Origin of the sequence: Limosilactobacillus gastricus PS3 (assembly GCF_000247775.1) — a bacterium.
Classification (GTDB): domain Bacteria; phylum Bacillota; class Bacilli; order Lactobacillales; family Lactobacillaceae; genus Limosilactobacillus; species Limosilactobacillus gastricus_A.
The window spans coordinates 1-6,436 of the sequence record NZ_AICN01000025.1 but is presented as its reverse complement, the minus strand read 5'-3'; the positions used below and the strand labels follow the sequence as shown (position 1 = coordinate 6,436).

Genomic DNA, 6,436 nt, shown 5'->3' with positions numbered 1-6,436 from the left:
GCCTGGCGCTTTTTTTACATACAAGTATAACCACCGTCAACTGGCAATGGAACCCCCGTTACGTAGGTTGACTTTGGCGAAGCTAAGAAGATTACGGCAGTGTCAAGTTCACCACTTTCACCATAGCGTTCTTCAGGAATCATCGTTTTAGCATTAGCTTGGAAGAAATCACTGTCTAACGTCTCGCGAGTTAAGTCAGTATAAAAATATCCAGGGCAAATCGCATTAACCGTAATCTTGTATTTTCCCCATTCAGCTGCTAACGCCCGGGTTAAGTTCACCACGCCCCCTTTTGCCGCGTGATAAGGAGATGACCCGGCTACTTTATTCCCTACTAAACCATACATCGACGCAATATTGATAACCCGACCATACTTGGCTGGAATCATTGCCTTTTTAGCAACCGCACGTGCTACCCGGAAAGTCCCGAGCAAATCAATATTCATTTCATTTTCAAATTGATCATCCGTGATATCTTCAGCCGGAGCAACTGCACCGGTCCCCGCATTGTTAACTAAAATATCAATCCGACCAAAATGATCTAATACTTCATCAACCGAAGCATTAACTCGCTCCGTGTCTGTAATGTCGCATTGAACTGGTAGGGTTTCAACCCCAAATTCATCATGAATCTCTTGGGCTACCGCTTCGACCCGTTCTTTTCGCCGTGCTAAGGCCACAATATTAGCGCCTTGACTAGCCAAGGCCTTAGCCATTTGAACCCCTAAACCAGCTGAACATCCGGTAACTAAGGCCACTTGTCCTTTTAAATCAAAATATTCAGTCATAATCATTACCTCCAAGATATTTTCTATACTTTTATTATAGAACAAACTTAATGAATCCGCTTACATTTTATTTTATGCATCAATATCATGAATATTCAGTCAGTATACATTAATCTTCATAAGATACTTACCTCAATAAACCGCTTCCGGATTACGGATAGTTTAGCAATTTTAGCCACCGAGATTAAAATTACACAAATTGTATATTTTTCAAAATTCGCCCTTTACAAACTGTATATTATGCATTAACATTGCATTATCCTATTTTTATGCATTTATTATTCATCGGAGGCGAATAGAATGAAAGTTTCATTAGTCGGGGTTACGGGATACAGTGGGATGGTCCTTTATCATCTCTTATCCCAACATCCTCAAGTTGAACAAATCCTTTTATTTGGTTACTCATCCACAACGACTGATGAAACCCATCGATCAACGAGCGACCTTCCTACCTATCTGAATATTAGTGACCCACTCTTACCTTATGATTGTCAAGTCATCGAAGAACGATCCGATGTTGTATTTTTCGCTACTCCAGCGGGCGTCACTAGTCAAATTGCTCAGCCACTGATTAATGATAACTTCCCCGTAATTGACCTATCTGGCGACTATCGATTAAAAGAGCCCTTACAATACCAAAAATGGTATCACAAAACACCCGCAGCAAAGGAAGCCTTACAAAAAGCTTCTTATAATTTAGCTGATTTAAGTAAACCGGATTCCAATTACGTAGCTAATCCAGGTTGTTACGCTACCGCCACTCTACTAGGCCTAGCCCCGTTGGTCATCAATCATTTAATTGAACCCGATTCGATCATTGTCGATGCCAAATCTGGACTGTCTGGCGCAGGCAAGAAATTAACAACCAACTCACACTATGCTTACATTAACGAAAATATGTTGCCTTATAAGGTTAATCAGCACCAGCACATTCCTGAAATTTGTCAACAACTACATCAGTGGAACGACCAGGTAACCAGCTTACAATTCACGACTACTCTCGTCCTAATGACACGTGGAATTTTAGCTTCAATTTATGCTAAAGCCATCAAACCAACTTCAACTGAACAACTCCAAGAGGTCTACCAAACCTTCTATACTGATCATCCTTGGGTCCGCGTCTACCTGGATGGTTTCCCGTCCGTTAAAAACGTTAGTCACTCGAATTACTGTGACCTCGGCATCAGTTATAACGAAGCTACCAACACTATCTTTGTTGGATCAGTCATTGACAACTTAGTAAAGGGAGCAGCTGGGCAAGCAATTCAAAATATGAACCACTTATTTAATTTTGACGAAACCATGGGATTTAACTTAATTCCTGACATTCCATAATCACGGAGGAAAAACATATGCAAGAGATTGATTTTAAATGGCCCCTTGGGTTTAAGAGCGACGGAATTCACATCGGTTTAAGAAAAAGCAAGTTAGATTTTGGTTGGATTGTTTCTGAAGTCCCAGCGAGTGCCGCTGGCGCATATACCACTAACAAATTTTGTGCCGCCCCGACTGCTTTAACTAAGGACGCCATTAACCACGGTCACCAACTCCAAGCAATTGTCATGAACAGCGCCATTGCCAATTCTTGTACCGGTCAACAAGGTCAATCCGATGCTTTTGAGGAACAAAGCTTGGTGGCGCAAAAATTAGGAATTGAGTCTACTTTAGTAGGGGTAGCATCTACCGGATTAATTGGAGCATTTCTACCCATGGATAAGGTCAAAGTAGGAATTCAAACCTTAAACCAAACCAATAATTTTAAGGTGACTGAAGCAGTCCTAACGACTGATACCCATCCTAAAACCATTAGTCTTGAATTTGAAATCGCTGGTCAAACTTGTACGATGAGTGGTTTTTGTAAAGGGTCCGGCATGATTCACCCTAAGATGGCCACCATGCTTGGCTTTATCACCACTGATGCAACGATCAATGGTGATTTATTGCAAACCATTTTAAGTGAACAAGTTGACCTGACTTTCAATCAAATTACGGTTGATGGTGACACTTCCACCAACGATATGGTGGTCGTGATGGCTAATGGTCAAGCAAAAGCCCCGATCATTCAAGATAGCAGCGAAGACTATGAAAGCTTCAAAACTGCTCTTCACCAGGTGATGACTTACCTGGCACAACAAATCGCTAAAGATGGTGAAGGAGCCACTAAGCTTGTCGAAGCAAACGTTAGTCAAGCCCCGAGTCCATTTGATGCCCAAAAGATCGCTAAGGCCGTTGTCGGATCCAATCTAGTTAAGGCCGCCCTCTTCGGTGAAGATGCCAACTGGGGGCGGATCATTTCAACAATCGGGATTACCGATGCCGATTTTAATCCAGCAACAATCGACATCGCCTTAAACGGTCACCCAGTTGTCCAGCAAAGCCTCGGACTCAACTTTGACGAAGCCACCTTAAAACAGGCTTTACAAGCAAATAAAATCACCATTGATATCGACCTCCACGACGGTCAGGCAACTGGTCAGGCCTGGGGGTGCGATCTAACTTACCAATACGTCCAAATTAATGCCTCTTACCGGAGCTAACAAAGGAGCAACTTATGAAATCACATCCAGTCATCATTAAAATCGGCGGAAATACTATCCCAAACCTTGACCAAGAATTCTATACTTTCTTACACCAACTTCAAATGCAAAACCGATCGATCATTATTATCCATGGTGGCGGACCGATGATTTCATCCTTGAGCGAACAGCTTCATTTGCCAGTGGTCAAGAAAAATGGAATTCGGGTAACCGATGCCACGACTTTGGCCATTGCCAAAATGGTTTTACTCGGCCAAGCCCAACCCCTATTGGCCCAACAGTTATCGGCGCACGGTTTTAAGGTCGTTTGCAAAAACGCCGCCATGAATCATTTACTTACTGGCCAAGCCATCGATCAAGCAACTTACGGATCGGTTGGCACCATTACCAAGGTAAATCAGACCGCCTTGCAAACCCCAGCAAGTCAAATTACCGTGCTCGCTCCTCTCGCCTTAGATGATCAAGAGAATTGGCTCAACGTTAACGCTGACGAGGCGGCCGCGACAATCGCCACCTTAATCCATGCTGAAAAATTGTATTTAATGACTGATGTTGCCGGCGTCTTGTATGAAGGTCATCTCATCAGCCAACTCAATCACCATTTAGCTGATCAATTAGCTTCATCCCACGTCATCCGATCGGGGATGGTTCCTAAAATCAAAGCCGCATTTAAAGCTAAAACCGCTGGGGTCAACCAAGTTTTTATTACTAATCAACTCTGTCACCCTGGCACTGCCATTAATTAAGGAGGCCCTCTCATGACAATGCAATACGTTTTCCCAACTTATGCTCGGTTTCCATTTGAAATTGTGTCCGGAAAAGACTTTACTTTAACTGATAATCAAGGCAAGCAATATCAAGATTTTGCAAGTGGTATTGGCGTTTGTGGACTTGGTTACAATAACGAGGCTTTAAACAAAGCCGTGATCGACCAAGTTCAAAAGGTTTGGCATACTTCTAACCTGTACGAAAGCCAGCTTCAAGACGAGGTTGCTCATTTAATCGTTAAAGATGAAGATATGCTGGTAAGTTTTTGTAATTCGGGGACCTAAGCTAATGAAGCCGCTTTGAAACTCGCTCGGAAAGCTACCGGCAAACAAAACATCTTAACCTTTAATGATTCCTTTCACGGACGGAGTTATGGTTCCTTGTCAGTCACTGGGAACGCCCCCATCAAAGAAGGCTTTGGGGCCATGCTCCCCGGAGCCATTTATGGCACCTACAACGACCCAGCGGCATTAGACCTAATCACCAGTGAGCTAGCGGCGGTCATGTTGGAAGTTATCCAAGGAGAAGGGGGCATCAATGTCGGTGACCCAGATTGGCTCAAGGCCGTGGAAGCTAAGTGTCATCAAGAAGGGGTCTTATTGATTATCGACGAGGTCCAGACTGGAATGGGACGGACCGGTGAATTATATGCTTTCCAAAATTACGATCTGCATCCCGACATCTTCACGCTAGCTAAATGTTTAGCCAACGGACTACCGGTTGGGGCCATGGTTGGGAAAAAATCTCTTGCTGAATTTTTTGGACCTGGTAGTCACGGGTCAACATTTGCCGGGAATCCAATTGCAATGGCAGCCGCCAAAGTCGTCTTAGAAACGATTGACGACGACTTTTTAGCATGTGTTAAGAAAAAGAGCGAACATATTTGGAAAGAGATTAATCAACAATTGGTTGGATTGGATGCAGTCGAATCCGTTTCTGGAAAAGGATTGATGATCGGGATTCACTTAACAGCATCCGTGCCGGTTGACGAGGTCATCACCAAATTACAAGCCACCGGTCTCTTAACCATTTCATCCAAACATAATACTTTACGGTTGTTACCACCACTAATTACCCCTTGTTGCCAACTATGCAAAGGCATTGAAACCATCGCTAAAGTTTTAAAAACTTACTAATCTCTACGGGAGGAGGAAATTATGAATAATCATTTTTACGGGCAATCATTTCTAAAAGAGCTGGATTTTTCCGCCAAGGAATTAAACTATTTAATTGATTTTGCCATTCATCTAAAAGCTTTAAAGCAACAACACATTCCGCATCCATATTTACAAGGGAAAAACATTGCTCTCCTGTTTGAAAAAACCTCTACGCGGACCCGGTCATCCTTTACCGTGGCGGCCAATGATCTAGGAGCTAATCCCGAATTTCTAGGAAAAAATGATATTCAACTAGGGAACAAGGAATCGGTGGCCGATACCGCGAAAGTTTTAGGGAGTATGTACGATGGTATTGAATTTCGGGGATTCAAACAAAGCGATGTCGAAACCTTAGCTCAAGAAAGTGGCGTCCCAGTCTGGAACGGTCTAACTGATGATTGGCACCCGACCCAAATGATCGCTGATTTTATGACTTTAAAAGAGGTCTATGGTCATTTACCAGGACTAACACTAACTTACGTCGGCGATGGCCGCAACAACATGGCCAATAGTCTCCTCGTCACTAGTGCGATCTTGGGCGTTAATTTCAAACTCGGCGCTCCCCAACATCTCCAACCAGCACCAGCAGTGATCAGCCAGGCCCAAGCGCTTGCTCAAACCAGTGGCGCTCAAATTACCATTACAGACGATCCTTTGACGGCGGTCAAGGATAGCGATGCCTTATACACGGATATTTGGATTTCCATGGGCGAAACCGTTGATCCTGCCGAACGAATCCAGGCATTACTTCCATACCAGATCAATCAAAATTTATTGAATGCGACTGGTAAAGACAGCACCATCGTAATGCATTGTTTGCCTGCATATCACGATAAAGAAACCACAATTGGAAAACAATTAGCTGAAGAATTTGGCGTAAGTGAATTAGAAATTACCAACGAAGTCTTCTTAGGTCAACATTCGCACGTTTTCCAAGAAGCAGAAAACCGGATGCATTCCATTAAAGCCATTATGGCTGCTACATTAGGCGATCTTTTTATTCCAGAAGAATTTTTTAAGTAGGAAAAGCTTAAAAACAAAGCAGGCAAGGAACTTAAATTAGTTTCCTACCTGCTTTTATTTACGAATAAATTCTTCATCGGCTGGGTTATCAGCAACCGTCACAAACCGTTCTACCGTAAGCACACCATAACGAGACGGGATGACAAAAAATTAGGGATACTCT

Annotated in this window: 5 protein-coding genes and 1 pseudogene; 5 read left to right on the top strand and 1 reads right to left on the bottom strand. The window is 43.1% G+C overall.

The window, feature by feature from the left end:
* Nucleotides 1-14 precede the first annotated feature (14 nt).
* Entirely contained in the window at nucleotides 15-788 is a 774-nt protein-coding gene (locus PS3_RS03000; RefSeq protein WP_007122020.1) for an SDR family NAD(P)-dependent oxidoreductase, read from the bottom strand.
* 300 nt (nucleotides 789-1,088) lie between these two features.
* Here PS3_RS03000 and argC point away from each other — a divergent pair, with 300 nt between their 5' ends.
* From argC to argF, 5 genes and pseudogenes are all read left to right on the top strand, one after another.
* Entirely contained in the window at nucleotides 1,089-2,123 is a 1,035-nt protein-coding gene (gene argC / locus PS3_RS02995; RefSeq protein WP_040467974.1) for an N-acetyl-gamma-glutamyl-phosphate reductase, read from the top strand.
* Between the two features lie 17 nt (nucleotides 2,124-2,140).
* Entirely contained in the window at nucleotides 2,141-3,325 is a 1,185-nt protein-coding gene (gene argJ / locus PS3_RS02990) for a bifunctional glutamate N-acetyltransferase/amino-acid acetyltransferase ArgJ (RefSeq protein WP_007122019.1), read from the top strand.
* A gap of 14 nt (nucleotides 3,326-3,339) precedes the next feature.
* The gene (gene argB, locus PS3_RS02985) at nucleotides 3,340-4,071 is read left to right on the top strand and encodes an acetylglutamate kinase (RefSeq protein WP_007122018.1); all 732 of its coding nucleotides are present in this window, start codon (nucleotides 3,340-3,342) and stop codon (nucleotides 4,069-4,071) included.
* A 12-nt stretch (nucleotides 4,072-4,083) separates the two neighbouring features.
* Nucleotides 4,084-5,229, top strand: a pseudogene (locus PS3_RS02980) (acetylornithine transaminase).
* A gap of 21 nt (nucleotides 5,230-5,250) precedes the next feature.
* Nucleotides 5,251-6,273, top strand: coding sequence for an ornithine carbamoyltransferase (gene argF, locus PS3_RS02975; RefSeq protein ID WP_007122017.1), 1,023 nt, complete (start codon nucleotides 5,251-5,253; stop codon nucleotides 6,271-6,273).
* Nucleotides 6,274-6,436 lie beyond the last annotated feature (163 nt).